Raw genomic sequence first — 19,168 nt, 5'->3', positions numbered from 1 at the left:
CGATCACCGAGTAAAGCTGAGCAAAAAGCCCCGCCATTTCTGACGGGGCTTGGAAAGTCCTAGTTCGCTGCCACGTAGGCGTCGATTTCGGCCAGATACTGTGCCTTCTTCGCGTCAGGCAGGAAGCTGCCTTCAAACGAGTTGCGGGCGATCTGGATGATCTGTTCGCGGGTCAGGCCGACGGCGTTAGCCAGCTGGATGTAGTTGTCGTTCATGTAGCCGCCGAAATAGGACGGGTCGTCCGAGTTCAGGGTGACGTGAAGACCCTTGGCCAGCATGGCGGGGATCGGGTGATCCTTGAGATCGTCAACCACGCACAGCTTCAGATTCGACAGCGGGCAGACGGTCAGGGTCATCTGTTCCCTGGCTAGACGCGCGACCAGCGCCTCGTCTTCCATGGAGCGGTTGCCGTGGTCCATGCGGTCGATCTTCAACAGGTCCAGCGCTTCGTGCACGTATGGAGGTGGGCCTTCCTCACCGGCGTGGCAGCAGATCTTCAGGCCCAGTTTGCGGCAGGCGGCAAAGATGCGCTCGAACTTCGACGGCGGATGACCGACTTCCGAACTGTCGAGGCCGACACCGATGAAGCGGTCCAGATAGGGCTTGGCCATCTCCAGGGTTTCAAAGGCCGCCTCTTCCGGCAGGTGGCGCAGGAAGCTGAGGATCAGGCCCGAGGTAACGTTCAGTTCCTCTTCGGCGCGCTTCATGCCTGCGATAATGCCCTCGACGACGGTTTCAAACGAAACGCCGCGGTCGGTGTGGGTCTGCGGGTCAAAGAAGATCTCGGCGTGGCGGACGTTGTCGGCCGCGATGCGCTTGAAATAGGCGAAGGTCAGGTCCTCGAAGTCCTGACGGGTCAGCAGTACCTGCGCGCCCGCATAGTAGATGTCGAGGAAGTCCTGCAGATTCGAGAAGTCATAGGCAGCACGAACGGCTTCAACGCTGTCGTAGGGGATGGCGACGTTGTTGCGCTGGGCCAGCTCGAACATCAGTTCCGGCTCGAGCGAGCCTTCGATGTGCAGGTGGAGTTCGGCCTTGGGCAGGCCGGCGATGAAGGCATCGAGGCCGGATACAGAAACGGCGGGGAGGGTATCGGTCATCCCTGACCTTTAACCCAACCCCGCCGTTCGATCCATCAGCCTAAGTGGTAAGGCTTAGCTGAAGCGTACGTCCGAGACCTTCTTGATCTCGTTGTGCAGGCCCATGGCCACGTTCGGACGCAGGAAGCCGGCGATGTTGACCGTGTTGCCCATGGCCTGAACGGTCACAGTGGCCTGGCCGAAGAAGCGGGTGCTCTTGTTCGCGTCCCACGACAGATGGGTGATGTTGTCGAACGGGACGGTCTGGCCCTTATGGGTGACGATGCGGTCCGGATAGACGGTGAAGCTGTGCGGCACAGCATTACCGAACAGACCAAAGCAGATGATGAAGGCCAGCACTGCAATGAACAGGAAGAAGCCGAACGGGGTGGTGAAGGCACCGTAGACGAAGATGGCAATGGCGATGATGCAGATCAGGCCGCTGACCATCGGGGCGAAACGCGAACCCATATAGGTGAATTCAAAGCCACCATCTGCGGTGGGGGTGCGGGCGTAACCCGACTTCGGAGCTTTGGACATTCGGGCAATCCCTCGAAACGAATGGCGATACAAGCCATGTCCAAGCTTAGCCATTAGAGCGCATTTTCTGCAATGCGCAATCGAGGCATTTTTCCCGAAAAGTTGCTTATCAAACAATCAACTAGGATGGCGTGATCCAGAGTTGATCGAGGGCGGGTTTGCAACCTTCACGCCGCCGAAACGATAAACGGCGGATGGAGCGCCGCTCGTCGCGACCTCTGTCCGCCGTTCATTGAGACAGCCCTATGGGCCGTGCCTGCGCCCGCTTAGGTTTTGGGGGTTAACGGGACATTTTCGATGTGATCCGTCGTCTGGCTCGTCGGGGCGGTGCCCGTCTGTTGCCGGTTGCGGATGCGCTGTTGTTCGTCTTCCTGATCCTGCGTGGTCAGGGTGTCGGTCACCTGCGGCGTATTCTCTGCAGGCGGAACGGCGTCACCGGTCATGCCCGGACGGATGTAATGCGGATTATTGGCATCGGTCATCTTGCTGTTTCCTCGTCTTGCCTGGTTTTCGCACCAGTTCGTTGATTTACGGATTGTCGGTGTTGGAGCCTTGGTTCACCCCACCGTCCGGCTGCACCATGCCGCTGGATTGTGGTTGGCGCGTCTGGCCGTTGTCGCCCTGCATGGCTCCGTCGGTTTCACGGTCAGCCTGCGTGCGCGGCTGGGCTTCCGGACGGGCACCGCCTAAGGCAAGGCGTTGGTCGTCCGGCTCGTCGTGGGTGTGAGCGCGCGAGCCTTCGCGGGGCACATCGTCCTGCATGCGTTGCTGCAGGTCCTTCTGGGCTGGCGTTTGCGGCGTGAAGGTATCGTCCTGACCTGTGGGGGTCGTCGGATGGGTTGGATCAGTCATCTGCGTATTCCTTTGGTCAATGGTTTCGACAAAGGCTCAACCGCCATCAGCCCTGATTGAGCTGCGGGTCGGCGTTGCCGAGACCGCCGGTTGCGGATTGCGAGATGCTGTCGGCACCGTCGCGATTGACGTCCTCGGCCAGTTCCTCGCCGGCTTCTTCCGGACGTTCCTGTCCGGTGCCGTTACCCATGTCGGTACGAAGATCTTCCTCGTCGCGTTGATCGTCGCCGACGAAGTCGGGCTGCGAGGGGTCTTGCGAGGGATTTTCGCCGCCTGCGCCTGTGCCTTGCGGCTGGAGCGGCACGCCGGACGTCGCGTTTTCCTGGCGATCCGTGTTCGGGCTTTGGTCAGTCATCTGGGCCTCTCCTCTTTAAGGCCCCCCGCAATAATCAACCCTGCGCTCCGATAGGTCGTTCCGCTCTATCGCTCTGTGTCCGATTACGAACGTGCCTCTTGCCGAATGGGTCTTTCTCGCTACGCCAGACGTTGGTGCGACATCTATTTACTTTCATCAATGATCCCGTTCGCTCCTCGCGCATTCTATTCGCAGGAGTTCAGTGAACGTTGGTTTTCAATAGGTGCCGATCATGTCGCATGAAGAGGTTTGGACCGCTCAACCCATCCAGGACGCCGCCCATGACACAGCACGCGAGACGGCTGTCAAGGTGAGAGCAACCGAAGAGGAAGCATCCTTCGCGCCGCGCGTGCCGCGCAAGGAGTTCGGGCTTCGCCGCGTGCCGCCGTCTGTACTGAAATCGCTTACCAACTGACCCAATAAAAAAGGCCGGATGAGAGATCATCCGGCCCTTTCCTTATGTCGTGCAGCGCGTGGCTTACATGCGTTCCGGCGTCTGGATGCCCAGCAGGGTCAATGCGGTTTCCAGTTGCAGCAGCGCAGCGGCCGACAGGCTCAGACGCGACCCACGGGTAGCTTCATGGCCTTGGGCCAGCACAGGGCAGGCGGCGTAGAACTTAGAGAAGCTCTGCGCCACGCGATAGGCGTGCTCGGCCACCAGGTGCGGCATACGCTTGTCATAGGCATCCGACACGGCGGCGCTGAATGCATCCAGCGTCAGAGCCAGATCGCGCTCGGCCTGCTCGGCGATAACGATCTCACCGTGTTCGGCACCTTGGTCAGCAGCCTTGCGCAGCAGGGATTTGATGCGGACGGCTTGGTACAGCAGGTACGGGCCGGTCTTGCCCTCGAAGCTGGTGAAGCGGTCGAGGTCGAACACGTAAGATGTCGTGCGGGCGTTCGACAGGTCGGCGAACTTCAAGGCGGCGATAGCCACCTTGTGCGCGATCTCTTCGAACTCTGCCTCAGTCAGGTCCTCACCCAGTTTCGCATCCTTCAGACGCTCGCGCGCCTTGTCGGTGGTCATGGTGATGAGGTCGTGCAGCTTGAGAACGCCGCCAGCGCGGGTCTTGAACGGCTTGCCGTCGGTGCCGTTCATGGTGCCGAAGCCAAGGTGCTCCAGCGACTTCTCGGGCGCATAACCGGCCAGATAGGACGCACGGAAGACCTGTTCGAAGTGCTCGGCCTGACGCTCGTCCACGACGTAGAGGATCAGGTCCGGCGACAGCGACTTCTTGCGATCCAGAATGGTGGCCAGGTCGGTGGTGCCATACATGGCCGAACCTTCCGACGAGATGACCAGCAGCGGTGGCGGCGAAGGGACCTGAACGACCGAACCGTCATCCAGCTTCTTCTTGCGGAACTCGCCTTCGCGGGCGACGTGCACGACTTGCGCGCCGTTGTCCTCGACCAGCAGGTTTTTGGCCTTCAGGTCGGCGATCATTTCTTCCATGACCGGATCGGCGTCAGACTCGCCGTTCCAGAGGTCAAAGGTCACGTCCAGCGCCGAGAACTCGCGGGTCAGGGCCGTGCGGCTGACAGCCACGAAATGCTGCCACAGGGCGCGGTAGCCCGCACGGCCGGCTTGCAGTTCTGCGGTCGCCTTACGGGCGCGGTCGCGGAAGGCAGGGTCTTCCTTGGCCTTGCCGGCAGCTTGCGGATACAGGCGCTCGAGGTCGGCCAGCGAGACAGGCGATTCAGACGGGAAGGGCCCATCGCCTTCGGCCATGAAGGCGTCGGCGATACCTTCGTCACCGCAGGCGGTGATCAGCAGGCCCATCTGGAAGCCCCAGTCGCCGAAGTGGGCATCGCCGATCACTTCGTCGCCACGGAAGCGGAAGATGCGCTTCAGGCTTTCACCGATGATGGAGGAGCGCAGGTGGCCGACGTGCATCGGCTTGGCCACGTTCGGGCCGCCAAAGTCGATCACGACCTTGCGGGCATCAGAAACCGTTGCGGCACCGGCCTTGTCGGCATCGGCGGCGACTTCACGCGCACGCTGCGACAGGGCGGCGTCGGACAGCTTCATATTGATGAAGCCCGGACCAGCGATCTCGACCGCCGACAGGGCAGGGTGCCCTTCGAGGTGGGCGGCGACCTTGGTGGCCAGATCGCGCGGTTTCATCTTCAGCGCCTTGGCGGCAGCCAGCGCTCCGTTCGACTGAAAGTCGGCGAGGTCGGGACGATCCGACGGGGTCACGCGGGCAAGGGCCTTGTCCACGCCTTCGGCAGCGAAGGCGGTGGCGACCGCTTCGCTGAGAACAGTTTTGAGGTCAGTCATAATCTTAGTTGGTTTGTCCGGCGGTCGGACGGAAGCGGCTGCCCGAGCGATTGAACTCGGCCTGTTCCGGCGAGACTTCGAAACCGATCAGGATCTCGAAATTACCGCCCGAGGTGGTGGCCTCTGCGCGGGGAATGACGATGGTGTGCGACGGTTCTGCGGTGGCGCGGTCCGAACCGCCGAAGTTCACCGGCAGGTCGAAATATTCTTTCTCGAGGATGGCCGAGTTACGCTCGGTCACGGCAACCCAATAGCGATAGGTCTTGCCGTCACCCTGGGCCGACGGGCCCTTGCCCAGCGAGAACAGCAGGTTGAAGTCCACGCGGATCGGATCGTTCTCGCGGTATTCGCAATCCGAACTGACGCCTTCGATTTCGCCGGTATAGCCTACGCCGTTCACGGTCGGGCGCTGATAGTCGTTCAGTTCGACATAGCGGGCGGCATCGTACAGAACCTTCACATACGGGCACGGACCGGAGTTGGCGCGGCGGGCCAGAGGCTGAAGGCGGAACTGGCGCTGGGGAGCAGCGTCGTCTTTCTTGGCGCCGCTCTGTTGGCGTTGCTGGGCATCGGCAGCGTGCGGCATCACCGTGGCAGCGATGGAGAAGGCAGCAAGGGCAGTCAGGACGCGACGCATCGGGTTCTTTCCAGCAATCCAAAGGAACGGGTGATCTTACAGACCGCGAAGTCTGCAATAACACGCTGTGTGGTGATAGCGGCTAAAGCGAGGCGCGGCAAACGGCCAGTGCGCCTTCGTGAACATGTATGACGGATTGGCCCGATGTCGCGGTGGCGAAACAGGCTGCAAAAGACTAGGTTAGCGCTATGAACGCCCCAGTGACCGCCGCCCTTTCCCCGAATGACGCAACCGCACGTGCAAAGCGCCCGTTGACCATCCGTATGGCCACGCCGCGCGGCTTCTGCGCGGGGGTGGATCGTGCGATTCAGATCGTCGAACGCGCCCTCGAGAAATACGGCGCTCCGGTCTATGTGCGGCACGAGATCGTGCACAACCGCCACGTGGTAGACCGCCTGAAAGGGCTGGGCGCGGTGTTCGTGAAAGAACTGGACGAATGCCCCGATGATCGCCCGGTGGTGTTCTCGGCCCATGGCGTGCCCAAGTCGGTGCCCGAGGCGGCCAAGTCGCGCCAGATGCTGTACCTCGATGCGACCTGCCCCTTGGTGTCCAAGGTCCACGTCGAGGCCGATCGCAATTTCAAAAACGACCGCCATATCATCCTGATCGGCCACGCAGGCCACCCCGAGGTCGTCGGCACCATGGGGCAGCTTCCTGCGGGCGCGATCTCGCTGGTCGAGACGGTAGAGGATGCCGAAGCGTTCGAGCGTCCGGGTGATGTACCGCTGGCCTATGCCACCCAGACCACGCTGTCGGTGGACGACACCGCCGACATTCTGGGGGTGCTCAAGCGCCGCTTCCCCGAACTGCCGGACCCGCACAAGGAAGACATCTGCTACGCCACCACCAACCGTCAGGAAGCTGTGAAAAAGCTGGGTGACGGTTGCGATCTGGTTCTGGTGGTCGGCTCCAAGAACTCGTCCAACTCGGCGCGTCTGGTGGATGTGGCGCTGAAGGCCGGTGCCAAGGCCGCCCGACTGGTCGATGACGCAGGCGATGTGGACTGGAGCTGGTTCGAGGGCGTTCAGGTTCTGGGCGTTACCGCCGGTGCATCGGCCCCCGAACCGCTGGTCGAAGGCCTGATCGACGCCGTGCGCGAGCGTTTCGATGTCACCCTGACCGAGGACGATGGTGCCCGCGAGACCATCACCTTCAAACTGCCGCGCGTGCTGCAGGGATAGGCCGCGTCAGGCGCTGTACTGCGTCCAGACGCCTTGCTCGTGGTCGTATAGGGCGGCGGTGTCGCCTGTGACCTCGATGTTGAAGTGGGTCTCGGTCTTGTAGTCGTAGCCGGTGTATTTGCCATTCTCGCCTGTCATGTGGACGTGGCTGGAGCGGCTGTGGTCGATGAAGGCGGGCAAGGTGCCGTTGACCTTGGCCTTGCGCTCCAGATCGATGGCATTGACCGTCTGACCCGATGCGCTGGCGATCAGGTTCAGATGGCGTGACTGGGCATGATCGTAGAGGCCGGTGACATTTCCACCCTTGGTGTGGGCGATAGCGATGGCAGCAAAGATAGCGCGGGCGTCGACGGGGATCATGCGGGCTCCGGTAAGCGAACTGGTCGTATTGAACAGTTAAGCCTGTGAAATCATTCGGGGCAAAGAAAAAGGGCGTGACAGCCAAGCTTGTCACGCCCTTTTACATTTTGATTTTACTGAAGACTTACAGGCCCGGCAGTTTGAAGCGGCGGCTGTCCTGACGCGGGACGATGGTGATGCCTTCGCGGCCACCGGTCAGGGCTTGCAGGCGCTCGTGCTCGCTCATGGCGTCGACGTTACGGGCACCGTCCGAACCTTGCAGCGTGGTCGCAGCTTGGGACGACGGGTCGTTCTTGCGCCAGAACATCAGGCGGTTGGCCCAGTTTTCTTCCTTGTGCGCCAGATCGCCGAACTCGTCGTCGATGACATAGCGGGCCAGCGGGTCGGCGCGTTCGCCACCGGCGTTGGCCACCAGAACCTGTTCACCCGGCGTGCGGGTCACAGCCTGACGCTGACCAAGCAGGATCTGGCGGGCTGCCGATTCGGGGGCCAGTTCTTGCGGACGCGGTGCGCCCGGCGACGGCGGGGTCAGGCCGTATTCCGGCGGAACGACCAGCGGGGCGGACGCCACGGTGACGAACTCGTCCGGCGTTACCTTGGTCAGACCAATACCCTGTTTCAGCGAGCTGCAAGCGCCAAGGCTCAGCATCGCAGCAGCGGTAACAGACAGGGTGAGGACGTTACGAATACGCATGTTCAGGCTCGGCTCCGGTCGGTTAGCACCCTGCAGGGTGCTGCTCGGGTCGAATAGGAAGGAATGTGATTACGACTTTTCGTGGGCCACGCCAACCTTGGAGCGACGTTCTCCAAGGAAGGAATCGAGGATTAGCAGCGCAACACCCACGGTTATACCGCTGTCGGCGATGTTGAAAATCCACGGAAACACGCCGGTACCCGAAAAATCGAGGAAGTCGACGACGCCGCCGAAACGGATACGGTCGATGACATTGCCGATGGCTCCGCCAATAACCATGCCGATCGCCGCGGCCAGCAGGCGACGCTCGGCCTTATAGGCCCAGACGGCCAGCGCGATAGCCACGATGATCGAGAAGGCGCTGAGGATCCAGCGGGCTTCACCGCCGCCAAACATGCCAAAGCTGACGCCCGTGTTCAGGACGAAGGTCAGGTTGAAGTAGGGCGGCAGCACCTCGGCAATGCGGAAACCGTCCAGCATGGACGACGGCGTCGCGGGCATGGCGTTGATCACCATAGCCTTGGTGATCTGGTCCAGAACGATGATGATGAGGGCCAGAGCGTAGGCCATCCAGGCAAGGCGAGAAATCTTCATAGGCTTCGCCTAACAGGAACTTGGGGCAGGGGGGAGAATAAAAAACGCCCCACCGTGTCCGATGGGGCGTTTTTCGTAGCTCAGCTTTAGGCTTTCAGGCTGTCCAGATAACGGACGGTGTCCGCATCACGGGCCGACAGATCCGGATAGTCCGCATCCGAACCGACATCCGGCACCTTGCGCCACGAGCGGGCGCATTTGGGATAGTCTGACAGCTCTAGGAGAGTTTCGATGAAGCTGTGCGTGTCGTCGGCAAAAGCCTGCACACCGTCGGGGCTGGGGCCTGCCTTAACCTCAGCTATACTGGTGATGAAGATATCGGCCGCATCGATTCCGTTGAACGCTTCGATGTAACCTTCTACCTGCGGCTGAACATATACCGTTACCTTCGCGTCCAAGCTCGAACCGATCGTCTTAAGCGTGCGTGCGTGTTCGAGTTGGGCATTTACGGCACGGCGCACGTTCTTGACCTTGGCCCAGCGGGCGGCCTCGGCCTCGTTCTGCCACTCGGCGGGTGCCGACGGCAGGATACGGGCCGAGTTGGCACCGGCTTCGGCTTCGGGGAAGCGCGAGGACCATGCCTCGTCCATGGTGAACGGGGTGATGGGCGACAGCCATGCGGTCAGGCGGGCGAACACCTCGTCCATGACAGTGCGAACGGCGCGGCGCTTGATGCTGTCCGGACGGTCGCAATACAGGCTGTCCTTGCGGACGTCGAAATAGAGCGACGACAGGTCGCCGGTGCAGAACTCGATCACCGGACGGACCACGTCCTGGAAGCGGTATTCCTCGAACGCCTTCTTCACATGGGCGTCCAGCTCCCACAGGCGGTGCAGGATGTACTGCTCCAGCGGCGGGAACTGATCATAGTCGGTGATGCGCTCGTCTTCGGTGAAGCCCGCAACGGCACCCAGCAGGTAGCGCACGGTGTTGCGCAGCTTGCGATAGGCATCGACCGTGGTCTGCAGGATCTGCTTGCCGATGCGCTGGTCTTCGGAATAGTCGACCATCGCCACCCACAGGCGCAGGATGTCGGCACCCGACTCCTTGATGACGGTCGCAGGGTCAACAGTGTTGCCCTTGGACTTCGACATCTTCTCACCCTTCTCGTCGAGGGTGAAGCCGTGGGTCAGGACGGCATCGTACGGCGCACGGCCACGCGAGCCGCAGCCTTCCAGCAGCGAGGACTGGAACCAGCCACGGTGTTGGTCCGAACCTTCGAGATAGAGGTTCGCTGGCCAATGCGACGGGCGATCACCGGTGTAGCCGTGGGCCGGATCACGCGCTTCGAGGGTGAAGGCGTGGGTCGAGCCGGAGTCGAACCAGACATCGAGGATGTCGGTGATCTTTTCGTACTGGGCCGGATTGTGGTTGCCGAGGAAGTCTTCGTCCGGTGCGGTGAACCACACGTCTGCGCCACCTTGGGCGACAGCAGCGACGATGCGGGCGTCGACTTCGGCGTCGATCAACGGCTGGCCGGTGGTCTTGTCGACATACATGGCCAGCGGGGTGCCCCATGCGCGCTGACGGCTGATCAGCCAGTCGGGACGGCCCTCGACCATCGAGCGGATGCGGTTCTTGCCGGCCGCAGGGTGGAAGGCGGTGTTGTCCAGCGCCGTCAGGGCACGCTCGCGCAGGGTCTCGCCGTTGGCCAGTTCCTCATCCATGCGGATGAACCACTGCGGGGTGTTGCGGAAGATGACCGGAGCCTTGGAGCGCCACGAGTGCGGATAGGAGTGCTCGACGCGGCCACGCGCCAGCAGGTTGCCCGCCTCGATCAGCTTTTCCATCACCGCGCCATTGGCGGGACCGAACTTGCCGGTCTTCTTGCCTTCGGTTTCCAAAACCTTGAGGCCTGCGAACAGCGGCACGTGCGGATAGTAGGCACCGTCCGGATCGACGGTGTCCGGCACATCGCGATGGCCGTGGGCCAGCCAGACGGCATAGTCGTCCGCGCCATGGCCCGGAGCGGTGTGGACAAAGCCCGTACCGGCGTCGTCGGTCACGTGGTCGCCCGACAGCAGCGGCACCGAGAAGCCATAGCCGGAGTCCAGTTCGGCCAGCGGGTGGGCGCATTCCAGACCCGACGGGTCGATGTCGTAGATACGGGTGAAGGTAGCGACCTTGGCGGCCTTCAGAACGTCTTCGGCCAGTTTGTCGGCGATGATGAAGCGATCACCGGCCTTGGCCCACGGCTCGAACTCCAGACCCTCTTCCATGGCCGTGACTTCGTACAGGCCGTACTTGATCTCGGGGCCATAGGAGATGGCGCGGTTGGCCGGAATGGTCCACGGAGTGGTGGTCCAGATCACGACCGAAGGGGTCTGGTTGCGGAAGGCCAGCAGGTCGTCCGGATGGCTGTCCGACATGCCGGTGACAGGGAATTTGACCCAGATCGTCGGCGAGACGTGATCGTGATACTCGACCTCGGCGTCAGCCAGAGCGGTGCGCTCGACGGGCGACCACATCACCGGCTTGGAGCCACGGTACAGTTGGCCAGAGTTCTTGAACCGATGGAACTCGCCCACGATGGCCGCCTCGGACTTGAAGTCCATGGTGGCATAGCGGTTGGCGAAGTCACCGGTGATACCAAGGCGCAGGAACTGGTCACGCTGCAGGTCGATGAACTTGCCCGCATATTCACGGCAGGCGGTGCGGAACTCGTCCTTGGAGACCTCGTCCTTGCGGCGGCCCTTCTTGCGGTATTCCTCTTCGATCTTCCACTCGATCGGCAGGCCGTGGCAGTCCCAGCCCGGAACGTAGTCGACGTCCTTGCCCATCAGGAACTGCGAGCGGACGACGAAGTCCTTCAGCGTCTTGTTCAGGGCGTGGCCGATGTGGATGTCGCCATTGGCATAGGGCGGGCCGTCGTGCAGCACGAACAGCGGTGCATCCTCGGCCTGACGCTTGGCGCGCAGGGTGCCGTACAGGTCGCCCCACTTTTCGAGGATTTCCGGCTCCTTCTTCGGCAGACCGCCGCGCATCGGGAAGTCGGTTTCCGGCAGGAAGACGGTGTCGCGGTAATCGCGGCCAGCAGTCTCGGTCGAGGTGTTTTCGGCGTCGGACATGGGTTGTCTTTTTCGTCTATGCGCACGGCATCCCGACGGACGGGATGCAAAATATCATGGCAGTGTAGCGTGAAGTGACGACACGCCCCAAGGGCGCACATCGTCTAGGCGTTCGGATATGTCGATCCCGGCGCGCGCGGGGCGGTTCGCCCCAGTCTCCAAACTCGGGGTTCGGAGCGCTACGCCGGGCGGCTAATCGAAATCGTGCCTGTCACGCAAAAGGTCATGCGAGGGGATGTAGCAAGACGAACCGCGTCAGGCCAGACCCGACGCTGCATCAGTGCTTGAAAGACTTGCAGTTCTTACGCAACGTCGTCTGGAAAACCAGAGGGAGGGTAACGTGAAAATAGGACTGCGAAAACCGAGCCTGCGGAAAAGCCTAGCTGCTCGAACTTCGGTCAAGCGTGCCGTGCGGCATAATCTCGGCCTGAAAGCGCCTCGAGGCGCGGGCTGGATCACCAATCCCAAGCGCGCAGGCTACAACCGCGTGTACAACCGTACTTCCGTCAGCGTTTGGACGATCTTAGCAAAGTTGCTTCGCTGAAATGAGAATGTTCCTGAAGTCCGCGCTTCTATTATCGCTTGCTTGTGTTTGCGTCTCGGCTTGCTCGCAACCCGCCGAGCCGGAGCCTGCGGCTCCCCCTGCGCCCAAGCTGGTCGGGCGTGCGGCGGCGAAGGCGGCGGGCGAGGTGTCGCCCGAGGCATTCGTTCGCGCGCTTTACGAGGTCTATCAGAACCCGCCTGCCGAGCCTGTTCAGCCGGGGCGCGATGACCTGATGCAGCGCAGCCTGAACGCCATGATCTTTTATGACTGGAAGAATGCCCGCGATGCGGGGCGTAAGCCGGTGCTGCAAAACGATCCGGTCTGTGGCTGCACGGGAGGTGATGTGGTGCTGAAGTCGGTGAAGATCACCGAGGGCGAGCGTAACTTTGCCGACGCGGATGTCGTCTACACCGTCGATGGTATGGAGAAAACCCAGATCGTGAAGCTGGAAAAGGAAGGTGGTCGCTGGAAGGTGCTGGACATCGTCAAGCCGGGCGAAAAGCCGCTGACGGAACAGCTTCTGGCCGCGATTGGCTGAGTGAAAAGAAAACGGCCCCGCACAGGATGCGGGGCCGCCCTTACCGCACCGATGGCGAACGGTGCGGTGACGCCGAAGGGTCTGACCCCTCTTCGGCGAAGCTTAGGCTCCGAAGGCCCCGTCGATGGTGTGCATCGCGCCGGTGACAAAGCCTGCATCCGGTCCGGCCAGATAGGCGACCATGGCAGCCACCTCGTCCGAACGGCCATGGCGTTTGATGGCCATGAAGCTGTGCAGCACCTCCTTCATCGGGCCGTCGGCGGGATTGGCGTCGGTGTCGATGGGGCCGGGCTGGACGACGTTGATGGTGATGCCGCGCGGGCCGAAGTCACGCGCCAGACCGCGAGCCATGCCCTGAAGCGCGGACTTGGACATCGCATAGGCGGCCATGCCCGGTACCGGCATGCGGTCGCCGTTGATCGAGCCGATGACGATGATGCGTCCGTCCTCAGGCATCTGGCGCGCGGCCTCGACCGAGGCGTGGTAGGGCGCGTGGACGTTGATCGCCAGCAGACGGTCGATATCGTCTGGGTTGAGATCCAGCGCATCGCCAAACACGCCGATCCCTGCATTCACCACCAGAATATCCAGCGGGCCGCTGTCGCGAACGCGAGCGATGACGGCGTCGCGGTCGGCGCTGTCGGTCTGGACGGCGGTGGTGCCGGTCTCACGGGCAAGGGTGTGGGCGGCATCGGGCGAGCCGGAATAGGTGAAGACGACCCTTGCGCCATCCTTGGCAAAGCGACGGACAATGGCCGCGCCAATGCCGCGGCTGCCACCCAGAACCAGTACGGATTTGTCTTTAAAAGCGGCCACGAGGGCCTCCTGTGATCAAATGTAATGATCGCTACATAAATGGTCACAAGGTCCGCGCAACCTTTATTTTAATGATCGTTACATTAAATCGCTTGCGGTCCCCGCTCAGGCTCGTCCGAGACCGAGCGGAGGATATCGACGCCGCCCTTCAAGGCGATGGCGGCCACGATCATCCCGACGACAAGATCGGGCCATGACTGTTTGAGCCCCATGACGAGTCCGCCCGCGACCAGAATGCCGCCATTGGAGGCAAAGTCGTTGAAGCTGAAGGTCTCGGCGGCCCTCATATTCACGTCGTTGCTCTTCTGGCGGCGGATCAGCTGCAGACAGCTCAGGTTGATCACTGCGGCCACTACCGCCAGCGTCATCATCGTCCAGCCGCCTGGTTCGCTGCCATAGACAAACCGGCGGATGGCATCGATCAGAACCGCCGCCGCTATGACCAGCAGCATGATGCCGGAGGTTCGCGCCGTCCGCTGCTTCCAGATTAGCGCGCGCCCAACGGCCAGAAAGCTGAGCAGATAGACGACCGCATCGGATCCGTTATCGACGGCATTGGCCAGAAGGGCGCTGGAGTTGGCGAACAACCCGCCAAGGCCCAGCACCACAAAAAGCAGAAAGTTCAACGCGAGCACGATCAGCAAGACGCGCTTTTGCAGATGGTCGGTGTCGCTGTGGTTGCCGCTCATGGGGACCGCCGTGGGGAGGGGGATCACCTCAAAGCGGTCGAGCGCGCAAATGGCTGCACCTAGCGCATCAAGCCATAGTGGACCGCCAGCGCCTGTAGCCCCTGTTTCAGCACGGTCTTCCCCTGACGGCGGCGCAAGCTCAGTTCCTGCTCGGCCAGTTGCAGGGATGATCCGCGTACACAGACATGTTCGAGCATGGCCCGAAGGCGCGGCCCCGCCGCCGCCAAGGCCGCCTCGACGCGCGCCGAGGCCGACAGGGCGCGGTCGCTTGGTTCAATACGGGCCGGAGAGGCACCGGACTGGCTGCGTGGCAGGCCGTCCCAACGCATGGTCAGGGAGGGACCGGCCAGCGCCATCTCCGCTTCGGCCCGCAGACGTTCTCCAGCCGCAACTTCCTGAGGGGTAAGCCACGGGCGGCCGCTGTGGTCCTTGCGACGGGCCAGCCATGCGATCGGGCTTTCACCCAGATTGGCGGTGTGGGTCGTGGCGCGCCCGTCGGCCTGCATCAAGGTGCGCTCTCCAAGGATCTGACCCGGACGTCCGGCAGCGGTAGATGTGTTCTCGGAGCCTTGACGCCTTGCCTGCCAGCCGCCGCCGTTTCGACGGCGAAGACCTGGCGTCTGGGCCATGGCGCGAAACGCCGCTTCATCCAGCGTCAGAACCACGCGGCCGCGACGGTCCCCGCCCAGACGCAAAGGGTATCCGGCGGCTGTCTCGTCCAGCCATGCATCGGGGCGCTGCATCAAACGGCGGGCGCGTTCGGTCAGACGGGCGGCGCTCATCGGCGCACCTTCAGGCCATGCTCGGGCGCAAGATCGACCAGCGGCATATCCATGACCCCGCGCAGCGCACCCTCCAGCCCATCCATCAGCAAATCGTAATCATCGCGGTCGCGTTCATCCTCGGCCCAGCGGCAGGCGGTTGAGGCGGTGGCGCGGTTAAGTCCGAACGCATGCGCCACCCGTTCCAGCGGCCAGCCATAGGACACATGCGCCAGATACATCGCAGACCAGCGGGCACGGCACGCCCGCAGCCTTACTCGCTCGCGCCGGTTCATCTCCTCGACGGGGATGTGAAAAGCGAGGGCCGACAGGCTAAGGGCGGCATCGGCCCTGATCCGGTCACCCTCAAGAACAGGAACGCGGTAAGCTTCCATCACTCGGTAAATCTCCCAACTCCCAACAGAAGGCCATCATGCGGCGCAGGGTTGGGTTGGCTAGGAAAATGTTCCTACCGTGCGTCAACTTCGGACGCTTCGCCTTGTAAAGCTTAGCTTTGGGATAATGGTGATTGGTGAATCGTCTGGGGATAGTTCGCCAGCGAGGGGATTTGGCTTTGGTGACCGAACCTGATTCTCCAAAAAATTAAAGAATCGTTGACTCACCCCCTAGACGGCGATTCGCAAATCAGCCTAGGCGTTTCATATCGGGACCCGTTAACCATTTCTAAGCTTTTTAATCGTTAACGTACGAACAAGGTTACCCGGATCGCGTAGTACGCGCGGTTTCAGCCAAGCTTTGCCTGGAGGGGCATGAATGCGCGTCCTGTTGATTGAAGATGATCACGCCACGGCTCAAAGCATCGAGCTGATGCTGAAGTCGGAAGGCTTCAACGTTTACACGACCGATCTGGGTGAAGAAGGCATCGATCTGGGCAAGATCTATGACTACGACCTGATCCTGCTCGATCTCAACCTGCCGGACATGAGCGGTCTTGAGGTTCTGCGCCAACTGCGCAACGGCAAGGTCAATACTCCGGTCATGATCCTCTCGGGCAGCCACGAGATTGAAACCAAGGTCAAGACTTTCGGCGGCGGTGCCGACGACTACCTGACCAAGCCGTTCCACAAGGACGAGCTGATCGCCCGCACCCACGCTGTGGTTCGTCGCTCCAAGGGCCACGCCCAGGCGATCATCCACACCGGCGAAATCGCTGTGAACCTCGACGCCAAGACCGTAGAAGTGAATGGTCACCGCGTGCACCTGACCGGCAAAGAATACCAGATGCTGGAACTGCTCTCCCTGCGTAAGGGCACGACGCTGACCAAGGAAATGTTCCTGAACCACCTGTACGGTGGCATGGACGAGCCGGAACTGAAGATCATCGACGTCTTCATCTGCAAGCTGCGCAAGAAGCTGGCGACGGCTGCCGGTGGCAAGCACTACATCGAAACCGTCTGGGGCCGTGGCTACGTGCTGCGCGACCCGTCGGAAGTCGGCCAGATCATCGCCGCCTAAGTCGATACGTATCCGATTTGAAAACGCCCGCTGGAAACAGCGGGCGTTTTTCGTTTCAGCCCTGTTTCCACAGCCAGTCGGCGGGCAGGCCCATCCGCACGGATGATTGTCCGGCAGGGGACTGTTTCAGGGGAAACCGCTCGGCTCCTTGCGCCAGCGTCTTAACGAGCGGGCGCTGCCATGATGCGAGGCCGTCAGAGTGTTTGAGGCCGACGAACTTGGCGACCTGCGGCGGGGTCATGTCTATGGCGGCGCGGATCAGCAGGTGCTGGATCGGACGCGCATAGGCGGGGAAAGCATTGGCCCTGCGCATGATATCGAGAAACTCGAGTACGATGGGCGAGGGCGTCAGGTGCGGCAGCATGGCGGCCAACTGGGTCTGCCATTCAGCCTCCGACTTGGGGGCACCGACCGCGCCATAGTGGATGGCGGTCGGATAGGCGTCTGACCATGCGCGGTCTCGTTCCTGTGGAGATAGCGGGCGGACATATCGGTGGAAGGCTTCGGTAAAGCCATAGCCTGCGGTCGCCTGTACCCAATCAAGCAGCCCCGGATCATTGGCATTATAGGGTTGGCCATCATCGGCGGTGCCGGTCACGCGGGCATGGCGACGGCGGATACCGGCAATCATCGCCTCGGCCTTGGAGGCGGGAGCATAAACGGTGACCATCGCCGCCAGCCCGGTGCGTTTCAGGCGCGGCACCGGATCGGTGCGGAAGTTCGTGTGGTCCCAGACGCCTGCCCGCACCCGCGCCTCGGCCAGTTCGAGGATCACCGCCGTCACCCCGCCGATAAACAGGCTGACCGGGTTCTTGAAGATCTGCCACGAGATGCTGTCGTGCGGGATCAGCGCGGCCTCGCCCGCGGGCGAGGTAAAGTCGAAATGTGGCATGTCCTTGGGCTGCATATAATCGGCAGCGGCCCGGTCCAGACGGTCCTTGATACGCGATGCTGTCATGCCGGATTAACGGCTCTCTTCACCGGCGCGTTCCGGCAAAGGGTCAGGTCCAGCTTTCGGCTAGGGCGCGGGCGACGGCGGTGGGGCGTCCGAAGGCGTCGAAGGCCAGCGGGCTGTCCTTGCCGTCGTCATGAGGCGGACGTCTAAGCCATGAGTCCGTATCGCGCACGCCCCAAAGGGTTAATCCGTAACGCTTGTGTTCAGGTAACCTTGAATAAGCGGCCGTTAATTCCGCAATGCGATCAACCTGTTGAGTGGTCCGGAATGAAACACCTCTGACATCCGGTGGGCCACCTTCCCGGCGACGCGAGGCATCCAGTTCCGAGATGTGCAGCGGTAATCCGAACTGTGCAGCCTCATGGATGAAGGCGCTGATCTGGCCCTCGGGGATTTCGATATCGAGGTGGCTCTGGGTCCCGATGCCGCCGATGGGTGCGCCCGCCTTCAACAGACGCTCGACCAGTTTCAGGAAGGTCGCGCCCTTCTTCGGATTGTTCTCGAGATTGTAGTCGTTGATGAACAGGACGGCGTCTGGATCGGCCAGCTTGGCCTGTTCAAAGGCGCGCACCATGTGGTCGAGTTCGCCAAGGTTCTGCGCCCAGTGATGCTGGCGAAGGCCATTACCATCCTCGGCCACCGCCTCGTTGATGACGTCCCAGCCGCGCACCTTTCCGGCATAGCGTCCGGCGACGGCGGCGATGTAGCGGTCGAACTGTTGACGATAGTCCACGGGGGACAGGCCGCGAAACGCCTCTTCGCCCTGCGAGTACCAGACGAGCGTCGTGCCGTGCAGGGCCATGCCGTGGGCCTCACACCAATCGGCAATGCGGTCAGGTGCATCGAAGCGATAGCCGTCGGGGGTGAGGATGTATTCCATCTTCATCTCCCACTCGGGCGTGATCTGGTTGTAATGCTCCAGCGCCAGCCGCGTCCATGCGGGATCGTCAAGCTGGCCCGTCATGGCGCAGGTGCCGACGCGGTAGGGCGCAATCGATTTGAGGGGAGGGACGGCGGTGTCCGGCTGGGCCGAAGCCCTACAGCCCGATGCCATCAATCCTGCCGCGCCGAGAAGTAGTGAACGACGCGAAGGCATATGGGGATCAGCCCGCGTTTCGGCGGCGCAGGCCCATTTCGTCAAATGTCGCGGCCTCGCGGCGGTTGGCCTCGATACGCTTGTTCACGCGGGTGGTTTCAGCCACGTGCTCGAACTTTTTCAGTTCCTCGAAGGCGGCGGTCAGGGCGTCTCGGGCACCCTCTTCCTCGCGCAGCAGCGCTTCGACCATGCCCTCGGCATTGGCGCGGCGCAGCTTCCAGCCATTCAGATAGGCGCGAAGCATGGCGGCATGTTGGGGATCGGCGCTGGCCTGCGCCTTTTCACCCTCGGCCTCGGCGTCCAGCATGACCAGCTTCATCTCCGCATCGGCGCGGCGAGCGGCGATCTCGGCCATGCGCTTTTGCAGGGTCTCGACCTCATAGTTGGTGAGGCGGATCAGGGATTGCGCCCATGCGGTCATGCGGCTTCTCCGGTCAAGCTTCTAGCATGCCCATGTTGAGGATGGATTCAAGTCGGTCGAAACTGTCGGCCAGACGGGTGACGTCTTCCTTGTCCTGACGCAGGAAGTCTTCGAGCATCGGATTAAGGGCGATGGCGCGGTCCACAATGGGGTCGGCTCCGCTGCGATAGGCACCGATTTTGATCAGCTCTTCCATGTTGGAATAGGCAGAAAGACACTGGCGGGCGCGGC

22 protein-coding genes and 1 pseudogene are annotated in these 19,168 nt (G+C 62.0%); 4 read left to right on the top strand and 19 right to left on the bottom strand.

Annotation, left to right across the window (positions count from 1 at the left end):
- Nucleotides 1–59: 59 nt before the first annotated feature.
- From OB03_RS01830 to OB03_RS01810, 5 genes are all read right to left on the bottom strand, one after another.
- Nucleotides 60–1,100 (bottom strand): adenosine deaminase, encoded by a 1,041-nt coding sequence (locus OB03_RS01830; RefSeq protein WP_461343045.1) that lies wholly within the window; start codon nucleotides 1,098–1,100, stop codon nucleotides 60–62.
- A gap of 54 nt (nucleotides 1,101–1,154) precedes the next feature.
- Entirely contained in the window at nucleotides 1,155–1,619 is a 465-nt protein-coding gene (locus tag OB03_RS01825; protein WP_461343044.1) for a hypothetical protein, read from the bottom strand.
- Nucleotides 1,620–1,885: 266 nt separating this feature from the next.
- The gene (locus OB03_RS01820) at nucleotides 1,886–2,101 is read right to left on the bottom strand and encodes a hypothetical protein (RefSeq protein ID WP_461343043.1); all 216 of its coding nucleotides are present in this window, start codon (nucleotides 2,099–2,101) and stop codon (nucleotides 1,886–1,888) included.
- A 46-nt stretch (nucleotides 2,102–2,147) separates the two neighbouring features.
- Nucleotides 2,148–2,471, bottom strand: coding sequence for a hypothetical protein (locus OB03_RS01815; protein ID WP_461343042.1), 324 nt, complete (start codon nucleotides 2,469–2,471; stop codon nucleotides 2,148–2,150).
- Nucleotides 2,472–2,517: 46 nt separating this feature from the next.
- Nucleotides 2,518–2,826, bottom strand: coding sequence for a hypothetical protein (locus tag OB03_RS01810; RefSeq protein WP_461343041.1), 309 nt, complete (start codon nucleotides 2,824–2,826; stop codon nucleotides 2,518–2,520).
- A gap of 232 nt (nucleotides 2,827–3,058) precedes the next feature.
- On the opposite strand from OB03_RS01810, the gene OB03_RS01805 reads away from it, so the two are divergent.
- Nucleotides 3,059–3,241 (top strand): hypothetical protein, encoded by a 183-nt coding sequence (locus OB03_RS01805; protein WP_242913706.1) that lies wholly within the window; start codon nucleotides 3,059–3,061, stop codon nucleotides 3,239–3,241.
- A gap of 63 nt (nucleotides 3,242–3,304) precedes the next feature.
- Here OB03_RS01805 and argS read toward each other — a convergent pair whose 3' ends face one another.
- Together argS and OB03_RS01795 are read right to left on the bottom strand one after the other, a co-directional pair.
- The gene (argS, locus tag OB03_RS01800; protein WP_461343040.1) at nucleotides 3,305–5,107 is read right to left on the bottom strand and encodes an arginine--tRNA ligase; all 1,803 of its coding nucleotides are present in this window, start codon (nucleotides 5,105–5,107) and stop codon (nucleotides 3,305–3,307) included.
- Between the two features lie 4 nt (nucleotides 5,108–5,111).
- On the bottom strand, nucleotides 5,112–5,744 hold the full coding sequence (locus OB03_RS01795; RefSeq protein ID WP_461343039.1) for a Tat pathway signal sequence domain protein: 633 nt from the start codon (nucleotides 5,742–5,744) through the stop codon (nucleotides 5,112–5,114).
- 188 nt (nucleotides 5,745–5,932) lie between these two features.
- Between OB03_RS01795 and ispH the strand changes: the two genes are divergently transcribed.
- Nucleotides 5,933–6,925 (top strand): 4-hydroxy-3-methylbut-2-enyl diphosphate reductase, encoded by a 993-nt coding sequence (gene ispH / locus OB03_RS01790; protein ID WP_461343038.1) that lies wholly within the window; start codon nucleotides 5,933–5,935, stop codon nucleotides 6,923–6,925.
- Nucleotides 6,926–6,931: 6 nt separating this feature from the next.
- On the opposite strand, the gene OB03_RS01785 is transcribed toward ispH, so the two are convergent.
- From OB03_RS01785 to ileS, 4 genes are all read right to left on the bottom strand, one after another.
- On the bottom strand, nucleotides 6,932–7,285 hold the full coding sequence (locus OB03_RS01785) for a hypothetical protein (protein ID WP_242913710.1): 354 nt from the start codon (nucleotides 7,283–7,285) through the stop codon (nucleotides 6,932–6,934).
- Nucleotides 7,286–7,409: 124 nt separating this feature from the next.
- On the bottom strand, nucleotides 7,410–7,979 hold the full coding sequence (locus tag OB03_RS01780) for a DUF3035 domain-containing protein (RefSeq protein WP_461343037.1): 570 nt from the start codon (nucleotides 7,977–7,979) through the stop codon (nucleotides 7,410–7,412).
- A gap of 69 nt (nucleotides 7,980–8,048) precedes the next feature.
- Nucleotides 8,049–8,573 carry a signal peptidase II gene (gene lspA / locus OB03_RS01775; protein WP_461343036.1) on the bottom strand — a complete coding sequence of 175 codons (525 nt, stop codon included), beginning with the start codon at nucleotides 8,571–8,573 and terminating at the stop codon, nucleotides 8,049–8,051.
- Between the two features lie 86 nt (nucleotides 8,574–8,659).
- Entirely contained in the window at nucleotides 8,660–11,641 is a 2,982-nt protein-coding gene (gene ileS, locus OB03_RS01770; RefSeq protein ID WP_461343035.1) for an isoleucine--tRNA ligase, read from the bottom strand.
- Between the two features lie 551 nt (nucleotides 11,642–12,192).
- Between ileS and OB03_RS01765 the strand changes: the two genes are divergently transcribed.
- Complete coding sequence (locus OB03_RS01765) at nucleotides 12,193–12,723, top strand: DUF3828 domain-containing protein (protein ID WP_461343034.1); 531 nt, start codon at nucleotides 12,193–12,195, stop codon at nucleotides 12,721–12,723.
- Between the two features lie 102 nt (nucleotides 12,724–12,825).
- Here OB03_RS01765 and bdcA read toward each other — a convergent pair whose 3' ends face one another.
- From bdcA to OB03_RS01745, 4 genes are all read right to left on the bottom strand, one after another.
- A complete protein-coding gene (bdcA, locus tag OB03_RS01760) occupies nucleotides 12,826–13,539 on the bottom strand; it encodes an SDR family oxidoreductase (protein ID WP_461343033.1) in 714 nt (237 codons plus the stop codon).
- 83 nt (nucleotides 13,540–13,622) lie between these two features.
- The gene (locus OB03_RS01755) at nucleotides 13,623–14,228 is read right to left on the bottom strand and encodes a cation transporter (protein WP_461343032.1); all 606 of its coding nucleotides are present in this window, start codon (nucleotides 14,226–14,228) and stop codon (nucleotides 13,623–13,625) included.
- 59 nt (nucleotides 14,229–14,287) lie between these two features.
- Complete coding sequence (locus OB03_RS01750; protein WP_242913717.1) at nucleotides 14,288–15,010, bottom strand: DUF6456 domain-containing protein; 723 nt, start codon at nucleotides 15,008–15,010, stop codon at nucleotides 14,288–14,290.
- A complete protein-coding gene (locus tag OB03_RS01745) occupies nucleotides 15,007–15,384 on the bottom strand; it encodes a chromosomal replication initiator DnaA (RefSeq protein ID WP_242914064.1) in 378 nt (125 codons plus the stop codon). Before OB03_RS01745 ends, OB03_RS01750 begins: the two co-directional genes overlap by 4 nt.
- A gap of 379 nt (nucleotides 15,385–15,763) precedes the next feature.
- Between OB03_RS01745 and ctrA the strand changes: the two genes are divergently transcribed.
- Nucleotides 15,764–16,465 carry a response regulator transcription factor CtrA gene (ctrA, locus tag OB03_RS01740; RefSeq protein ID WP_242913718.1) on the top strand — a complete coding sequence of 234 codons (702 nt, stop codon included), beginning with the start codon at nucleotides 15,764–15,766 and terminating at the stop codon, nucleotides 16,463–16,465.
- 55 nt (nucleotides 16,466–16,520) lie between these two features.
- On the opposite strand, the gene OB03_RS01735 is transcribed toward ctrA, so the two are convergent.
- The 4 genes and pseudogenes from OB03_RS01735 to fliI form a co-directional block, all read right to left on the bottom strand.
- On the bottom strand, nucleotides 16,521–17,423 hold the full coding sequence (locus tag OB03_RS01735) for an oxygenase MpaB family protein (protein ID WP_242913719.1): 903 nt from the start codon (nucleotides 17,421–17,423) through the stop codon (nucleotides 16,521–16,523).
- 43 nt (nucleotides 17,424–17,466) lie between these two features.
- Complete coding sequence (locus tag OB03_RS01730) at nucleotides 17,467–18,516, bottom strand: endo-1,4-beta-xylanase (RefSeq protein WP_461343031.1); 1,050 nt, start codon at nucleotides 18,514–18,516, stop codon at nucleotides 17,467–17,469.
- A gap of 7 nt (nucleotides 18,517–18,523) precedes the next feature.
- Complete coding sequence (locus OB03_RS01725) at nucleotides 18,524–18,937, bottom strand: flagellar FliJ family protein (protein WP_297804078.1); 414 nt, start codon at nucleotides 18,935–18,937, stop codon at nucleotides 18,524–18,526.
- A gap of 13 nt (nucleotides 18,938–18,950) precedes the next feature.
- Nucleotides 18,951–19,168: pseudogene (fliI, locus tag OB03_RS01720) on the bottom strand (flagellum-specific ATP synthase FliI); the annotation flags it as partial.

The sequence above is a fragment of the Brevundimonas sp. GN22 genome (genome assembly GCF_054824005.1).
Note: the sequence above shows the minus strand (reverse complement) of the source record. Positions and strands in the feature narration are given on the sequence as shown.

Excerpts from the sequence above, each read along its gene's own strand:
- OB03_RS01830 (WP_461343045.1), bottom strand. The coding sequence starts at position 1,100 with ATGACCGATACCCTCCCCGCCGTTTCTGTATCCGGCCTCGATGCCTTC.
- OB03_RS01825 (WP_461343044.1), bottom strand. The coding sequence starts at position 1,619 with ATGTCCAAAGCTCCGAAGTCGGGTTACGCCCGCACCCCCACCGCAGAT.
- OB03_RS01820 (WP_461343043.1), bottom strand. The coding sequence starts at position 2,101 with ATGACCGATGCCAATAATCCGCATTACATCCGTCCGGGCATGACCGGT.
- OB03_RS01815 (WP_461343042.1), bottom strand. The coding sequence starts at position 2,471 with ATGACTGATCCAACCCATCCGACGACCCCCACAGGTCAGGACGATACC.
- OB03_RS01810 (WP_461343041.1), bottom strand. The coding sequence starts at position 2,826 with ATGACTGACCAAAGCCCGAACACGGATCGCCAGGAAAACGCGACGTCC.
- OB03_RS01805 (WP_242913706.1), top strand. The coding sequence starts at position 3,059 with ATGTCGCATGAAGAGGTTTGGACCGCTCAACCCATCCAGGACGCCGCC.
- argS (WP_461343040.1), bottom strand. The coding sequence starts at position 5,107 with ATGACTGACCTCAAAACTGTTCTCAGCGAAGCGGTCGCCACCGCCTTC.
- OB03_RS01795 (WP_461343039.1), bottom strand. The coding sequence starts at position 5,744 with ATGCGTCGCGTCCTGACTGCCCTTGCTGCCTTCTCCATCGCTGCCACG.
- ispH (WP_461343038.1), top strand. The coding sequence starts at position 5,933 with ATGAACGCCCCAGTGACCGCCGCCCTTTCCCCGAATGACGCAACCGCA.
- OB03_RS01785 (WP_242913710.1), bottom strand. The coding sequence starts at position 7,285 with ATGATCCCCGTCGACGCCCGCGCTATCTTTGCTGCCATCGCTATCGCC.
- OB03_RS01780 (WP_461343037.1), bottom strand. The coding sequence starts at position 7,979 with ATGCGTATTCGTAACGTCCTCACCCTGTCTGTTACCGCTGCTGCGATG.
- lspA (WP_461343036.1), bottom strand. The coding sequence starts at position 8,573 with ATGAAGATTTCTCGCCTTGCCTGGATGGCCTACGCTCTGGCCCTCATC.
- ileS (WP_461343035.1), bottom strand. The coding sequence starts at position 11,641 with ATGTCCGACGCCGAAAACACCTCGACCGAGACTGCTGGCCGCGATTAC.
- OB03_RS01765 (WP_461343034.1), top strand. The coding sequence starts at position 12,193 with ATGTTCCTGAAGTCCGCGCTTCTATTATCGCTTGCTTGTGTTTGCGTC.
- OB03_RS01755 (WP_461343032.1), bottom strand. The coding sequence starts at position 14,228 with ATGAGCGGCAACCACAGCGACACCGACCATCTGCAAAAGCGCGTCTTG.
- OB03_RS01750 (WP_242913717.1), bottom strand. The coding sequence starts at position 15,010 with ATGAGCGCCGCCCGTCTGACCGAACGCGCCCGCCGTTTGATGCAGCGC.
- OB03_RS01745 (WP_242914064.1), bottom strand. The coding sequence starts at position 15,384 with ATGGAAGCTTACCGCGTTCCTGTTCTTGAGGGTGACCGGATCAGGGCC.
- ctrA (WP_242913718.1), top strand. The coding sequence starts at position 15,764 with ATGCGCGTCCTGTTGATTGAAGATGATCACGCCACGGCTCAAAGCATC.
- OB03_RS01735 (WP_242913719.1), bottom strand. The coding sequence starts at position 17,423 with ATGACAGCATCGCGTATCAAGGACCGTCTGGACCGGGCCGCTGCCGAT.
- OB03_RS01730 (WP_461343031.1), bottom strand. The coding sequence starts at position 18,516 with ATGCCTTCGCGTCGTTCACTACTTCTCGGCGCGGCAGGATTGATGGCA.
- OB03_RS01725 (WP_297804078.1), bottom strand. The coding sequence starts at position 18,937 with ATGACCGCATGGGCGCAATCCCTGATCCGCCTCACCAACTATGAGGTC.